Annotated in this window: 9 protein-coding genes and 1 pseudogene; 3 read left to right on the top strand and 7 right to left on the bottom strand. The window is 73.3% G+C overall.

Translation table 11 applies throughout. The annotated features are described in order from the left end of the window. Positions 1-558: 558 nt before the first annotated feature. Positions 559-963: pseudogene (locus EF903_RS17090) on the top strand (Rv3235 family protein); the annotation flags it as partial. On the opposite strand, the gene secA reads toward EF903_RS17090, so the two are convergent. Next, complete coding sequence (secA, locus tag EF903_RS17085; RefSeq protein WP_312845934.1) at positions 845-3,745, bottom strand: preprotein translocase subunit SecA; 2,901 nt, start codon at positions 3,743-3,745, stop codon at positions 845-847. The pseudogene EF903_RS17090 and the gene secA overlap by 119 nt on opposite strands. A gap of 227 nt (positions 3,746-3,972) precedes the next feature. Here secA and EF903_RS17080 point away from each other — a divergent pair, with 227 nt between their 5' ends. Continuing rightward, the gene (locus tag EF903_RS17080; RefSeq protein ID WP_125544098.1) at positions 3,973-4,572 is read left to right on the top strand and encodes a GNAT family N-acetyltransferase; all 600 of its coding nucleotides are present in this window, start codon (positions 3,973-3,975) and stop codon (positions 4,570-4,572) included. Positions 4,573-4,581: 9 nt separating this feature from the next. Continuing rightward, positions 4,582-5,757, top strand: a complete 1,176-nt coding sequence (locus EF903_RS17075) for a winged helix-turn-helix domain-containing protein (RefSeq protein WP_125544097.1) — start codon at positions 4,582-4,584, stop codon at positions 5,755-5,757. 62 nt (positions 5,758-5,819) lie between these two features. Here the strand turns inward: EF903_RS17075 and EF903_RS17070 are convergent, their stop codons facing one another. The 6 genes from EF903_RS17070 to mtrA all read right to left on the bottom strand — a co-directional run bounded on the left by EF903_RS17070 (position 5,820) and on the right by mtrA (position 13,165). Next, a complete protein-coding gene (locus EF903_RS17070) occupies positions 5,820-6,521 on the bottom strand; it encodes a response regulator transcription factor (RefSeq protein ID WP_125544096.1) in 702 nt (233 codons plus the stop codon). Positions 6,522-6,744: 223 nt separating this feature from the next. Continuing rightward, positions 6,745-7,443: a ribosome hibernation-promoting factor, HPF/YfiA family gene (gene hpf, locus EF903_RS17065; protein WP_114057764.1), complete on the bottom strand. Its 699-nt coding sequence runs from the start codon at positions 7,441-7,443 to the stop codon at positions 6,745-6,747. 346 nt (positions 7,444-7,789) lie between these two features. After that, on the bottom strand, positions 7,790-8,521 hold the full coding sequence (locus EF903_RS17060) for a ComF family protein (protein WP_125544095.1): 732 nt from the start codon (positions 8,519-8,521) through the stop codon (positions 7,790-7,792). Positions 8,522-8,600: 79 nt separating this feature from the next. Further along, entirely contained in the window at positions 8,601-10,493 is a 1,893-nt protein-coding gene (locus tag EF903_RS17055; RefSeq protein ID WP_260615479.1) for an LpqB family beta-propeller domain-containing protein, read from the bottom strand. Beyond that, complete coding sequence (mtrB, locus tag EF903_RS17050) at positions 10,483-12,471, bottom strand: MtrAB system histidine kinase MtrB (RefSeq protein ID WP_185902700.1); 1,989 nt, start codon at positions 12,469-12,471, stop codon at positions 10,483-10,485. Before mtrB ends, EF903_RS17055 begins: the two co-directional genes overlap by 11 nt. Positions 12,472-12,475: 4 nt before the next feature. Further along, a complete protein-coding gene (gene mtrA / locus EF903_RS17045) occupies positions 12,476-13,165 on the bottom strand; it encodes a two-component system response regulator MtrA (RefSeq protein WP_189812656.1) in 690 nt (229 codons plus the stop codon). Between the last annotated feature and the right edge of the window lie 412 nt (positions 13,166-13,577).

Here is a 13,577-nt window from a genome sequence, read left to right as displayed (position 1 = left end):
GCCCCCGGGCCCGCCCCGAGCCGCGGAGCCGGCTGCACGGCGCCGCCCCGGGGACCGGCAGGGCACACCGCCTGCGAGAGGCGGCGGGCCGGCGTCCCCCTCGGACGCCCGCGACCGCGCCCCGCCCGCGGACCAGCCCCGGAGCGGCGAGCCGCCTGCACCGGGAAACGCCGCGCCTCCCCCCGCCAAGGGCCGCGACGGCGGCTACCAGGGGACCCGGCCGCAGACCGAGCCGCAGGGTCTCGGACGGGGGAGGCGGCTGCACGGGGTGACGACCGGTGTCCCCCATCGGGCGCCGCGGTCGCGGGCCGTCCACCGGGTCGGCCGGGCATTTGGGAAGCCGCGGCCCGCGCCGGGCCCGCGCGAACAGTGCGGGCAGGCGGGTCGGCGGCGGGCTTCAACGCGGCGGGTGTGCCGGGCGGCCACCCGGATAGGTGAACCTGCCGGGTGCCCGGCGGGGGTGCCGTCGGGCGTTGCGGAGCGTGGCGGGGCGGCCGTAGAAGATCACCGACCAAGTTACCGCCCGGTACCCGCCGGGCCCGGCACACGGGGACGACCATGACCGCACGGACCGCGCACACCACCAGGCCGCCCGCCCGCCGCGATCGGCGCGGCCCCGGCCCCACCCGCCCCACCCGCCCCGCGCGGCCCCGCGGCCCGCACGACTGGTTCGCCGAGCGGCTGCTCGCCGTCGTCACCGGCCAGCGCCCCGTGCACTCCCTGCTCGGACTGACCGTCGGCCCGGCCTACGACCAGCTCGTGAGCCTCGCCCCCAGCGGCCCGCCGCGCCGCCGCTTACGCCCCGTCTTGCGCCACTGCGGCCGCTTCCACCCCGGGCCGGGCGTCATCGAGGCCTTCGCCCGCATCGCCACGGGCGAGCGGGTCTCCGCGATGGCGTTCCGCCTGGAGCAGGGCCCGGACCTGCGCTGGCGGTGCGCCGCGGTGGAGATCCGCGGCCCCCGCCCCTGAGCCCCGCCGCCGCCTTCTGCGCCTTGCGGCGCTCGGCGCGCGTCATGCCGTCGCCCGGCTGGCCGTCGGAGTCGAAGTCGCCCTCGACCACACCGCCCTCGCCGTCGACCGTCGGCGCCGAGAAGTGCAGGCGGTCCGGCCGCTGCGGGGCGTCCAGGCCCTTCGCGCGGATCTCCGGGCGGGCCCCCGCCGGCTCCTTGGCCAGGGACGGCGCCGCCTCCTGGACCGGCACCTCCTCGACCTGCTGCTCGACCTGGACCTCCAGGTTGAACAGGTAGCCGACGGACTCCTCCTTGATGCCCTCCATCATGGCGTTGAACATGTCGAAGCCCTCGCGCTGGTACTCGACCAGCGGGTCCTTCTGCGCCATGGCCCGCAGGCCGATGCCCTCCTGGAGGTAGTCCATCTCGTAGAGGTGCTCGCGCCACTTGCGGTCCAGCACCGACAGCACCACGCGCCGCTCCAGCTCGCGCATGATGTCCGAGCCGAGCGCCTTCTCGCGGGCCGCGTACTGCTCGTGGATGTCGTCCTTGACGGACTCGGCGATGAACTCGGCGGTGATGCCCGCCCGGTCGCCCGCCGCGTCCTCCAGCTCCTCGATCGTGACCTTGATCGGGTAGAGCTGCTTGAACGCGCCCCACAGCCGGTCGAGGTCCCACTCCTCGGCGAAGCCCTCGACCGTCTCGGCCGCGATGTACGCGTCGATCGTGTCGTCCATGAAGAAGCGCACCTGCTCGTGCAGGTCCTCGCCCTCCAGGACGCGGCGGCGCTCGCCGTAGATGACCTCGCGCTGGCTGTTGAGGACCTCGTCGTACTTCAGGACGTTCTTGCGGGTCTCGAAGTTCTGGGTCTCGACCTGCGACTGCGCCGAGGCGATGGCGCGGGTCACCATCTTGTTCTCGATCGGCACGTCGTCCGGCACGTTCGCCATCGACATGACGCGCTCCACCATCTGCGCCTTGAACAGGCGCATCAGGTCGTCGCCCAGCGACAGGTAGAAGCGGGACTCGCCCGGGTCGCCCTGACGGCCGGAGCGGCCGCGCAGCTGGTTGTCGATGCGGCGCGACTCGTGCCGCTCGGTGCCCAGCACGTACAGCCCGCCGAGCGCCTTGACCTCCTCGAACTCGGTCTTGACGGCCTCCTCGGCGCGCTGGAGGGCGGCGGGCAGCGCGGCCGCCCACTCCTCGATGTGCTCCTCGGGGTCGAGGCCCTGCTGGCGCAGCTCGGCCTCGGCCAGGTCGTCGGGGTTGCCGCCGAGCTTGATGTCGGTACCGCGGCCGGCCATGTTCGTGGCGACGGTGACGGCGCCGCGGCGGCCCGCCTGGGCGACGATCGCGGCCTCGCGCTCGTGCTGCTTGGCGTTGAGGACCTCGTGCGGGATGCCCCGCTTGGACAGCTGCCGCGAGAGGTACTCGGACTTCTCGACGGAGGTGGTGCCGACGAGGATCGGCTGGCCCTTCTCGTGCTTCTCCGCGATGTCGTCGACGACGGCGGCGAACTTCGCGACCTCGGTCCGGTAGATCAGGTCGGGCTGGTCGACGCGCTGCATCGGCCGGTTCGTCGGGATCGGGACGACGCCCAGCTTGTAGATCTGGTGGAACTCGGCGGCCTCGGTCATGGCCGTACCGGTCATGCCGGACAGCTTCGAGTACAGGCGGAAGAAGTTCTGGAGGGTGATCGTGGCGAGCGTCTGGTTCTCGTCCTTGATGTCCACCCCCTCCTTCGCCTCGATGGCCTGGTGCATGCCCTCGTTGTAGCGGCGGCCGGCGAGGATGCGGCCGGTGTGCTCGTCGACGATCATGACCTCGCCGTCGATGACGACGTAGTCCTTGTCCTTCTTGAACAGTTCCTTCGCCTTGATGGCGTTGTTCAGGTAGCCGACGAGCGGGGTGTTCACCGACTCGTAGAGGTTGTCGATGCCGAGCCAGTCCTCGACCTTCGCGACGCCCGCCTCGTGGATGCCGACGGTGCGCTTCTTCTCGTCGACCTCGTAGTCGCCGGTCTCCTCGATTCCCTTGAGCGGGTTGCCCGGCTCGCCCTTGGTCAGGCGGGTGACCAGCTTCGCGAAGTCCCCGTACCACTTGGTGGCCTGGTCGGCCGGGCCGGAGATGATCAGCGGGGTGCGGGCCTCGTCGACGAGGATGGAGTCGACCTCGTCGACCACGGCGAAGTTGTGGCCGCGCTGCACCAGCTCGTCCTTCGACCACGCCATGTTGTCGCGCAGGTAGTCGAAGCCGAACTCGTTGTTCGTGCCGTAGGTGATGTCGCAGTTGTACTGCTCGCGGCGCTGCGCCGGCGACATGTTCGCCAGGATGCAGCCGACGCTCAGGCCGAGGAACTTGTGGACGCGGCCCATCATCTCGGAGTCGCGCTCGGCCAGGTAGTCGTTCACCGTGATCAGGTGGACGCCCTTGCCGGACAGTGCGTTCAGGTACGCGGGCAGGGTGCCGACGAGGGTCTTGCCCTCACCGGTCTTCATCTCCGCCACGTAGCCGAGGTGCAGCGCCGCACCGCCCATGAGCTGGACGTCGTAGTGCCGCTGGCCCAGGACGCGCTTCGCGGCCTCGCGGACCGTGGCGAAGGCCTCCGGGAGCAGGTCGTCGAGGCTCTCGCCGTCCTGGTAGCGCTGCTTGTACTCGTCCGTGAGCGCCCGCAACTCGGCGTCGGAGAGGTTGACGAAGTCCTCTTCGATGGAGTTGACCTGGTCCGCGATGCGGTGCAGTTTGCGCAGGATCTTGCCTTCGCCTGCACGCATGAGCTTGTTGAAGACGGACACCGAGGTTTGTCTCCTTGCCGGTCGGGCCTGGCACTGGTTCGTACGCGGGCACGGAGGGTGGGCCCCACCGCACCGGCCATCGTAAGCGAGGACCCGGTCGCGTCGGGAGGTCCGCCGTGGCCGCGGGGCTGCAAGCGCCCGGAATGAGAACGTACGGGGGAGCCGGAAGGTGCCGCCAGGCGGCAAAACTGGTCGCCACGGCCCGGCGGCGCCAGCAGAATTCGGTCATGGAACCCACCACCCTGACGACGGCCCGGCTGGCCCTGCGACCCTGGGCGCCCGAGGACGCCGACGCCGTCCACCACGCCTGCCAGGACCCCGGCATCCAGCGCTGGACCTCCGTCCCCGCCCCGTACGAGGTGGAGCACGCCCGCGCCTGGACCGGCGAGATCGCACCGGCCGGCTGGCGGGAGGACACCGAGTACTCCTTCGGTATCCGCCTCGCCGGCCCCGGCACCCTCGTCGGCGCGGTCGGACTGCACGTGCACGGCCCCGCCGCCTACGAGGTGGGCTACTGGACGGCCGCCGAGCACCGCGGCCGCGGGTACGCCGCCGAGGCCGTCGGCGCGGTCGCCCGCTGGGCCTTCACCGCGCTCGGCGCCGGCCGGGTCGAGTGGCGGGCCGAGGTCGGCAACGCCGGCTCCCGGGCCGTCGCGGAGAAGGCGGGATTCCGCGTCGAAGGCGTCCTGCGGGCCGCCCTGCCGGTCCGCGGCACCTGGCGCGACTGCTGGGTGGGCGGCCTCCTTCCCGCCGACCTCGGCATGGAGTCCGCGCTCCCCCACCTCCCGGCCCGGGGGCACGGCCCCGCTGTCAGTGCCGCGCCCTAGGCTGCGGCCATGACCACCCCCGCAGCAGCAGCAGTGTCCCTCTCCGCCGACGAGGCCCGCAGGATCGCCCTGCGCGCCCAGGGGTTCCTCGGGGCCCCCGACCGACGGGCCGGGGTGCGGGGCGTGCTGCGCCACCTGGGCGCCGTCCAGCTCGACACGATCTCCGTCCTGGCCCGGTCGCACGAGCTCGTCCCGTACGCCCGCCTCGGCGCGGTCGGCCGCGGGACCGTCGAGGCGGCGTACTGGTCGCAGGGCCACGCCTTCGAGTACTGGTCGCACGCGGCCTGCATCCTGCCCATGGAGGAGTGGCCCCACTTCGCCTTCCGGCGCCGCGCGAACCGGGCCCGCGGCCACCGCTGGCACATCCTCGCGGAGAAGGACCGCTCCACCCGGGCCGTACTGGACCGCCTGCGGGCGGAGGGGCCGCTGACCTCGACCGGGCTGGGCGGCGCCAAGAACGGCGGCGAGTGGTTCCAGTGGTCCGAGACCAAGATCGCCGTGGAGTGGCTGCTCGACGTCGGCGAGGTCGTCTGCACCGAGCGCCGCGGCTGGAAGCGCGTGTACGACCTGGCCGAGCGGGCCGTGCCGGACGCCCTGCTCCACGACGGGCTCGACGACCGGGAGTGCCTGCGCCGCCTGGTCGCGCTGGCCGGGCAGAGCCTGGGCGTCGGCACCCGGGCCGACATCGCCGACTACCACCGCCTCAAGGGCGAGCAGGTCGACGCGGTGATCGCGGACTCGGGGCTGGTCCCCGTGGAGGTCGAGGGCTGGGGCAGGCCGGCCTGGGCGGACCCGGCCGCCCTGGCCGCCGTCCCGCGCGGCCGCCACCGCACCACCCTGCTGTCCCCGTTCGACTCCCTGGTGTGGGACCGGGCGCGCACCGAGCGGATCTTCGGCTTCACGCACCGGCTGGAGGCCTATGTGCCCAAGGCCCGGCGGATACACGGCTACTTCGCGATGCCGCTGCTGGCGGGCGGGCGGCTGCGCGGCCGGGTCGACCCGGCCCGCGAGGGCGGCACCCTGGTGGCCCGGCAGCTGTCGCTGGCCTCCCCCGGGGACGCCCGCCCCATGGCGGCGGCCCTGCGCGAGGCGGCCGAGTGGGTCGGCTGCGACGCCGTCCGCGTCGAGCGCGCGGCCTCCCCCGAGGAGGCGGCCGCCGTCACGGCGGAGCTGGCCTCGCTCTGACCGGCGCGGGCGGGCGGGCCCGGGGCTGCGCCCGGCCCGCGGGCGCGCCGCCCGCCACGGCGCTAGCGGATCTCCAGGATCTTCTCGCGCATCGCGTAGACGACCGCTTCCATCCGGGAGTGCAGTTGGAGCTTCTCCAGGATGTTGCGGACGTGGTTCTTCACCGTGTTCTCGGAGATGAACAACTCCTTGGCGATGTCCCGGTTGTTCATCCCCGTCGCGACCAGCTTGAGGACCTCCAGCTCGCGGTCGGTGAGCCGGGGCGCCGGCACCAGCCGGCGCTCGTCGGTCCGCTGGATCATCGACTTGAACTCGGTCAGCAGCTTCGACGCCATCGACGGGCTGATCTGCGACTGCCCGTCCGCCACCGCGCGGATCGCGGTGGCCACCTCGTCGGTGGAGATCTCCTTCAGCAGGTAGCCCGTGGCCCCCGCCTTGATCGCCTCGTAGAGGTCGGCCTCCTCGTCGCTGATGGTCAGCATGATGATCTTCGCGGAGGGGGCCACCTCCTTGATCGAGGTGCACGCCTCGATCCCGCCGCGGCGCGGCATCCGCACGTCCATCAGCACGATGTCCGGCAGCAGGTCCGCCGCCTTGTCCACCGCCTCCGCGCCGTCCCCGGCCTCGCCGACGACGAGGATGTCCTCCTCCTGCGCGAGGACGATCTCCAGCCCGCGCCGGAACAGGGCGTGGTCGTCGACGACGAGCACCCGGATCGGCTCACCGCCGCCTTCGCCGCGCACCGGCCCGAAACCGTCCGCCATCGTTCCTCCCCCTGCACGTACCGAGCTGCCGGCCAACGCCGCGGGCGGGCCCGTGGATTGACTGCCCGCCATGATTCCATGCCCGCGGCCCCCGGCGGGTGCGCCCGGACGGCGACCGGCGCATACCGGTCATCCCGCGGCCGGGGGCCGCCCGGTCACGGCGGTGCCCCCGCCGGACACCGAGGCGTCCGGCGGGGGCACCGCGCGGAAATCCGGTGCGGCCTCAGCCGCCCAGCGCGCCGCCCGCGCCCCCCGCACCGGCCTCGCCGTTGCTGGAGGCCTGGTCGGAGTTGAGGTGGATCACGCCGTAGTCGTAGCCGTGGCGCCGGTAGACGACGCTCGGCATCTTGGTGTCGGAGTCGACGAACAGGTAGAAGTCGTGGCCGACCAGCTCCATCTCGTACAGGGCCTGGTCGAGCGACATGGGTGAAGCCGAGTGCGTCTTCTCGCGGACGATGAGCGGGCCTTCGCCCTGTACCTCCAGCGATCCGATGCGGGTGGTCGGGATCGCGTCCGCCTCGTCGGCGGAGACCGGCTGGCCGCTCCCGTTCAGGGTCGCGGCGTCCGGTACCGCGTCGGCGACCTCGGCCGCGGAGAGGCGGCCCGCGCCGCGGCGGCTGTGCCGCTTGTCGTGCTGCCTGCGCAGCCGGGACTCGAGCTTCTCGTGTGCGAGGTCGAGCGCCGCGTACGGGTCGGCCGCGGCGGCCTCCGCACGGATCACCGGTCCGCGCGAGCGCAGAGTGATCTCCACACGGTCGGAACGGTCGGCCTGGCGCGGGTTGTGCTCCTTGGACACCTCGACATCCAGGCTGATGACCTTGCCGTCATACTTCTGGATCTTGTCCACGTTGAGCTTTTCCGCGACGTGCTTGCGGAACCGCTCGGGCACCTCGGTCTTGCGGCCCTTGACGACGATGTCCACGCAGAACTCCGTTCCCGGATAGCTCCGCCTCGGGGCGAAGCGTCTCCCTTTCGCACCAGGCTCCGGTGTTCACCGGAGCCTCGGACTTGGCGACTTTCACCTCCTCCTCCCCCATCGGCAAGATCTACACCCCACCGACTTCGGAGTCGAGAGACAGCCTCTGACACGAAGATTCAAGACCTGCGAAACGTGCGATCCGGTGCGAATCCCAGGGTCGCCAGTTCCTTACAACCGAACATATCTCTCCATGACGGTTGTCGGCACCCGCTACCGGAACGTACCTCCGTTCAGGAGCTTTCTCCCTCTCACTACCTGCAACGATGCGCCTTCCCCTGCAGTTCCAAATCTATTCACGGCAGGGTTGGTCTGTCTGTGTAAACGGCCGGATTCGTACGAACGCCCCATGCGGAGCCGCCACCACGGCCGCCCCCTGCACCGCGCCCAGGCCCGCCTCCGCGACGGCCCGCGCCGCCTCGGCGAGCGTCGCCCCCGTCGTCGCCACGTCGTCGACCAGCACGATCGGCGCCCCCGCCGCCAGGCGCCCCGCGCCCCGGCGCACTCCGAGCGCCCCGGCCAGGTTCGCCCGCCGCTCCCGGGCGCCCAGCCCGGCCTGGTCGGCCACCGGCCGCACCTGCCGCAGTACGGGCGCCACCTGCGCGGCCACCCCGGCCCGACGCAGCCGCCCCGCCGCGGCCAGCGCGATGCGCCGCACCGGATCGTGCCCGCGCGCCCGCACCTGCGCCCGCGCCGACGGCACCGGAACCAGTACCGCCCCGGGGGCCGCCCGCGGCAGGGCCGCGCGGACCGCTCCGGCCAGCGCCCCGCCGAGCGGCCCGGCCAGCGGCAGCGCCCCGCGCTCCTTGTGGGCGAGCAGCACGGACCGTACGGGGCCCCCGTACGCCGCGGCCGCGTACACCGCGGGCAGTCCCGGCGGGCCGCCCGCCGGGACTGCCCGGCCGACCGGGCAGGCGGCAAGCGCCCGCGCGCAGGCGGCGCACAGCACCTCCCGCCCCGCCCCGCAGCCGGCGCAGCAGGACGGCAGGACCAGGGCCGACAGCTCCCGCCACCACGCGCGCATGCCTCCACGATGCCGGGCCGGACACCGCCCCGCCACCCCTGTGGACAACGGGGCCGGCCGGCCGGATCCCGTCAGCCGGTCAGCCCGGGTACACCGGGGCCCGGCCGAGCGCGACCGTGCGCCACTGCGCGCCCGGCGGCAGCCACACGATGCCGTCGTCCTCCGACCAGGCCACGACCGGCTTCTTGTCGTCGTCCGCGGCGGCCACCGCGATCAGCCCGGTCGCCCCGGGCAGGCTCGCCGCGACCATCGAGCCGTCGGCCAGCATGGAGCGGGCCTGCACGACGCCGCCCTTCTCCCGGCCCACCACGAGCAGCCGCCCGCGCGGCGCCCAGCTCAGCGCGGTGACGTCGGCCATCTGCGGGGCGGCCGGGCGCAGCTCCCGCACCGTCACCGGCGGCGCGGCCGCCACCGCGGACTTGCCGCCCTCGGGCCGCTCGATGCGCCCGATGTAGAGGCTCTTGAGGTTGCCCTTCTGCACCAGCAGCGCGAGGCGCACCCCGTCCGGGGCGGCCCGCACGGCGGTGATCCGGCCGTCCAGCCCGGCCACCTCGACCTTCTGCGCGACGGCGGTCCCCGCCGGCACCCGGTACAGGGCCGACGCCTGCGGGTCCTGGTCGGCGACCCACACGTCGCCGGCCGCGTCGAAGCTGGGCGTGCTCAGCCCGTTCGGCTTGGCGCCCTTGGCGGTGAGCACCGGCGCCGGCATCGGCCCGGCGGTCGTCAGGTTGACCAGGTACATGCCGCGGCCGTCCTCGGAGACCGCGGCCGCGCGCTTCTCGTCGTACGACACCGCGGCCGTGGCGGTCTTGAACGCCGGGCTGCCCGACAGCGGGCCCGGCACGGGCTCGGCCCGGTACTGCTGGTCCTCGCTGTTGACGTCGAGCTTCATCCGCACGAAGCGGCTCTCGGCGTCGACGTAGTACTGGTAGTCCGGGCTCGGCACGCGGTGCGCGATGGCCGACGCGCCCGCGTCCGTCACCGAGCACAGCAGGGAGCGGTCGGAGCGCAGCAGCTCCACCCGCTCCAGCCGGGACGCCGTCAGGTCCTTGACGGTGAACAGCATTTGCGTGGCCATCTTCTGGCACTGCGGCTGCGCGACGTCGTCGACCTTGCGGTTCAGCGGCACGCGCAGGGTGTTCTGCCCGTCGGTGGCGAGGGACTTGGTGCCCTCGCGCAGCTCCGTCCCCGTCGGGAAGCTCGAAGTGACCACCGGGCCGAGCCACTTGGACGGCCCGGCCAGCAGCGACTGCACCGTCTGCGTCGTGGGGTCCATCCGCGAGTCCGGGTCGCTGCGCTGGCGTACGTACACCGGGTCGGCGACGAGGGTCCCGCCGGCGAAGTAGTACTTGTTCACCGGCATGTAGATGCGCTGGAAGTCGGACTCGCTGAGGACGAGGCTCGTCGGCGGGGTCTGGATCCGCCACTGCTTGTTCTCCTGCACGAGCTGCAGGGTCTCCTCGTAGCGGCTGTCCCCGGGGGCCGGCTGGTACGCGCTGCGCTCGTCCACGGTCGCGAGGCGCTTGCCGGACATCTTGAAGCGGGGCCCGAGGCCGTCCTTCTCGCCGGGCAGGGAGAAGCGGTCGATGCCCGCCGACAGCACGGTGACGGCGGTGCCGGGTCTCCAGTTCCGCGCCGCGTCCTCGGTGAGGTACTTGCGGGCGGTCTGCAGCTGCGGGTCGTCGCTGGTCATGGCTTCCAGGAAGCCGTCGACGATCTCGGTCGGTCCCGCCTTGTCGGCAGGCGGCACACCGAAGACCCGCACCTGCGAGTCGACGCCCTGCGAGGCCCGCACCTCCCGGATCTCGCCGCTGACCGGCATGGACGCGCAGCCGGCCAGCAGCAGGACGCCCGCGCCGAGCGCGCAGGCGCGGGCGGCCGCCGGCCGGCGCCCGGTGCGGGTGCCGCCGCGACCCGCGGGGGGCCCTGCCTCGGCTCGTACGGGCTCGGCGCCCACCGGCTCAGCGTCCACCTGCTCCATCCTCCTGTGCTGCCTGGTCGGCGGGGCGGGCCACGACGCGGGCACCGCTGCCGGGCAGGGCCGTCGGGTCGGCCGGCACCGGTACGGCCCCGCCGACCGGCGGCCGGGGCGGTATCGCCGAGCGGTCGGTGCGCGCGGGCGCCTGCGCCTGCGGCCCCTTCGGCCGGTCGGCGGCGCCGGCCGCGGCGCGGGCCCGGTTGGCCCGCGAGTCCTCGGGCTCCAGCGGGATCGGGGAGCCGCGCAGCGGCTCGTCGGCGGTCCGCGGCAGCGTCAGCCGGAACTGGGAGCCGCCGCCCGGCTCGCCCCAGGCCTGGAGCCAGCCGCCGTGCAGGCGGGCGTCCTCGACGGCGATGGACAGGCCGAGGCCGGTGCCGCCGGTGGTGCGGGCGCGGGCCGGGTCGGCCCGCCAGAAGCGGTTGAAGACACGGGTGGCCTCGCCGGGCTTGAGGCCGACGCCGTAGTCCCGTACGGCGATCGCGACGGCGCCGCCCGCCGACGCGAGGCGCACCACCACGTCGCGGCCCTCGCCGTGCTCGACGGCGTTGACGACGAGGTTGCGCAGGACGCGCTCCACGCGCCGGGCGTCGGCCTCGGCGATGACCGGCTGGGCGTCGCCCAGCACCCGGATCCGGGTGCCCTTGTGCTCGGCGAGCGGCTCGGCGCCCTCGACGACCCGGTGGACGACGTCGCGCAGGTCGATCGGCTCGGCCTCCAGCGCGGCGGCGCCCGCGTCGAAGCGGCTGATCTCCAGGAGGTCCGCCAGCAGCGACTCGAAGCGGTCGAGCTGCCCGGCGAGGAGTTCCGCGGAGCGGGCGGTGACCGGATCGAAGTCGACGCGGGCGTCGTGGATGACGTCGGCGGCCATCCGCACGGTGGTCAGCGGGGTGCGCAGCTCGTGCGAGACGTCGGAGACGAACCGGCGCTGCATCCGCGACAGTTCCTCCAACTGCTGGATCTTGCCCTGGAGGTTCTGCGCCATCTTGTTGAAGGCCTCGCCGAGGCGGGCGATGTCGTCCTCGCCGGTGACCTTCATCCGCTCCTGCAGCCGCCCGGCCGACAGCCGCTCGGCGATGCCCGCGGCCATCCGCACCGGGGTGACGATCTGCCGCACCACGAGCCAGGCGATGGCGCTGAGCAGCACGACGACGAACAGGCCGGCGGTGGCGATGGTCGACTTGACCAGGTTCAGCGACTCCTCCTCCTGCGTCAGCGGGAAGAGGTAGTACAGGTCGTAGGGGTCGCCGTTGATGTCGGTGAGCCGCTTGCCGACGACCAGCGCGGGCTCGGGGTCCTTGTCCCCGGCCCCGGCCGTGTACTTGATCTGCGAGAACGTCTTGAACGTGCCGGTGGCGTGGTTCACGGCGTGCCGCAGCGCCGGCGGGACGCTCGCGGTCGGGTCGACGTTGCCGGAGGCGCGGGCGCCCTTGACTCCGGAGGCACCGGAACCGCCCGGTTGGCCGCCCCCGGCAGCGCCGCCCGCGGCCGGGCCGCCGGGGGCGCCCGTACCGCTGCCGACGCCGAGCGCGACCACCTCGAACGCGGTCTGGCCGCCGCTCGCGAGCTGCTTGACCAGCGAGTTCATCCAGGTGCTGGCGTCCCGGCCGACCTTGTTGTCGGTGGCGTCGGGGCCGTCGACCGTCGCCGGGGTGTTCGCCTTCTCCTGCGCGACGGCGAAGCCGCCCGCGGCCTGGCTCTGCGCCGCCTCCTCCTTCGCCTCCAGCAGGCCCGTGCTGACCTGCGCGATGACGACGACGCCCAGCGCGAGCACCACGGTCAGCGACATCAGCATGGTCGCCGCGACGATCCGCAGCTGGATGTTGCGCCGCCACAGCCGGACAGCCGGAAGCAGCGGCCGCCGTACGAGGCGTACGAGCAGTCGCAGCACAGGACCGCCGGGCGCCCCGTCCTGGAGCAGCCTGCCGCCCCGCAGGGCCCCCCAGCGGGAGCCGCCCCGCGGCCTGCCGGACATCACGTCAGCTCGGTCCCGCCTTGTAGCCGACACCGCGCACCGTCACGACGATCTCGGGGCGCTCCGGATCCTTCTCGACCTTGGAGCGCAGCCGCTGGACGTGCACGTTGACCAGTCGGGTGTCCGCGGCGTGCCGGTAGCCCCACACCTGCTCCAGCAGCACCTCGCGGGTGAAGACCTGCCAGGGCTTGCGGGCGAGCGCGACCAGCAGGTCGAACTCCAGCGGCGTCAGCGCGATCGAGCTGCCGTCGCGCTTGACGGAGTGCCCGGCCACGTCGATGACGAGGTCGCCGATGGTCAGCTGCTCCGGGGCCGGCTCCTCCGAGCGGCGCAGGCGGGCCCGGATGCGGGCCACCAGCTCCTTCGGCTTGAACGGCTTGACGATGTAGTCGTCGGCCCCGGACTCCAGGCCCACCACGACGTCCACCGTGTCGCTCTTCGCCGTGAGCATCACGATCGGCACCCCGGACTCGGCCCGGATGAGCCGGCAGACCTCTATGCCGTCCCTCCCGGGCAGCATCAGGTCCAGCAGCACCAGGTCCGGTTTGACCTCCCGGAAGGCAGCCAGTGCCTTGTCGCCGTCCGCTACGAACGACGGCTCGAAACCTTCACCACGCAACACGATGCCGAGCATCTCGGCCAGTGCGGTGTCGTCGTCGACGACAAGGACGCGTCCCTTCATGCTTGACATCATCCCATTAGCCAATCGTTACCAGGCGGTGAGCTGCCCCACAGCCAGAATGGCCGGAAACCGCCCCTCGGCTCCGTGTGGAGATCACATCGACCAGTCTGCCCCGGATCGGGGTGACAATTGAACCCGCAGGCGGCCCGGTACGGCGGGGGACGGCCCGCCCGCACGCTGTTCCCACGTGGCACGATGGCAGCCGACCAGCGCCCCCGCCCCCGGCAGGCACACGTGAAGGAGCGACGATGAACGACTCTCCGGGCTGGGCCGCGCCCGGATCCTCTCCGTCCGACGGCGAGCGGCCCGGCGCACCCGACTCCCCCGGGCCCGGCTCCGACGCCCGGCCCCCCGCCGAAGGCCGCAAGTGGGCCGACCGCCAGCCGCCCCCCGGCGACTGGCAGAGCCCCGGCGCACCCCGGGC

Source organism: Streptomyces sp. WAC05292, assembly GCF_003949955.1.
GTDB classification, from domain to species: domain Bacteria; phylum Actinomycetota; class Actinomycetes; order Streptomycetales; family Streptomycetaceae; genus Streptomyces; species Streptomyces globosus.
This window is presented reverse-complemented; position numbering and strand designations above follow the sequence as displayed.